The sequence below is a fragment of the Endozoicomonas sp. ONNA1 genome (genome assembly GCF_024606325.1).
In the GTDB taxonomy this organism is placed as follows: Bacteria; Pseudomonadota; Gammaproteobacteria; order Pseudomonadales; family Endozoicomonadaceae; genus Endozoicomonas_A.
Window position 1 is genome coordinate 1 of record NZ_JAHHPN010000171.1, and the last position, 1,384, is coordinate 1,384.

Consider the following 1,384-nt stretch of genomic DNA (forward strand, 5'->3'; position numbering starts at 1 on the left):
GTCTGCCTGAAGTCAAACTGGGCATCTACCCGGGCTGGGGTGGGACTGTCCGTCTGCCACGTCTGATCGGCGTAGATAACGCTGTCGAGTGGATTGCTGCTGGTCGCGAGCAGAAGCCTGAAGCAGCTCTGAAAGTAGGGGCTGTAGATGCAGTGGTTGAAACCGAAAAGCTAGTGGATTCTGCTGTAGCCATTATCAAACGTTGTCTGGCAGGTGAACTGGACTTTAATGCCCGTAAAGATGAAAAACGTTCACCACTCAAGCTACCTTTGCTGGAATCTCTGATGGCTTTTGAAACAACCATGGCGGTTGTCAAGCAGCAGGCCGGTCCACATATGCCAGCGCCCGCGGCTTCTGTTAAAGCCATCAAAAAGCATGCTGAGCTGCCAAGAGATGAAGCTCTGAAAGTCGAAGCTGAAGGTTTCATTAAACTGGCCAAGACACCTGTCTCTGATGTTCTGGTGGGACTGTTCCTGAACGACCAGATGCTCAAGAAGAAGACCAAGGAACTGACCAGGCAGGCGGGTAAAGTTGAGAAGGCCGCTGTTCTGGGTACCGGTATCATGGGCGGTGGCATTGCTTACCAGTCTGCTTACAAGGGCACTCCTATTCTGATGAAAGACATCGCTCAGGATGGTCTGAACCTGGGACTGGCCGAAGCCAGCAAACTGCTGTCCAAGCGAGTAGCCCGTGGTCGTATGGACCCTCTGAAAATGGGTGAGGTTCTCAATCACATTGTTCCAACTTTGTCGTACAGTGAGTTTGGTGATGTCGATGTCGTTGTGGAAGCGGTTGTCGAGAATGTCAATGTCAAGAAAGCGGTACTGGGTGAAGTAGAAAATCACGTCAGTGAAGACGCTGTTCTGGCTTCTAATACTTCAACCATTTCTATAACAGAACTGGCTAAGGATCTGAAAAGACCGGAAAAATTCTGTGGCATGCACTTCTTTAACCCGGTTCACGCCATGCCTCTGGTTGAAGTGATTCGTGGTGAGAAAACCAGCGAAGAAACGGTTGCAACCGTTGTCGCCTATGCCAAGAAGATGGGCAAAGTGCCTATCGTTGTTAACGACTGTCCCGGATTCCTGGTTAACCGTGTGCTTTTCCCATACTTCGGCGGCTTCGCTTCATTGGTGAAAGACGGTGCTGACTTCCAGAAAGTCGACAAAGTTATGGAGAAGTTTGGCTGGCCAATGGGTCCTGCCTACCTGCTTGATGTTGTCGGTATTGATACAGGCTCCCATGCTGAAAAAGTGATGGCTGAAGGCTTCCCGGATCGTATGTCCCGTGACTGGAAGAACGCTATTGATGTGATGTATGAGAAGGGGCGTTACGGACAGAAGACCAACGTCGGCTTTTACAAATACGAGCAGGACAAGAAAGG

Annotated in this window: 1 protein-coding gene; it reads left to right on the forward strand. The window is 50.3% G+C overall.

Annotated elements, in window-relative coordinates; translation table 11 throughout:
- Positions 1-1,384: 3-hydroxyacyl-CoA dehydrogenase NAD-binding domain-containing protein (locus tag KDK19_RS03920; RefSeq protein ID WP_257291379.1), on the forward strand; the 1,384-nt coding region annotated here is incomplete at both ends.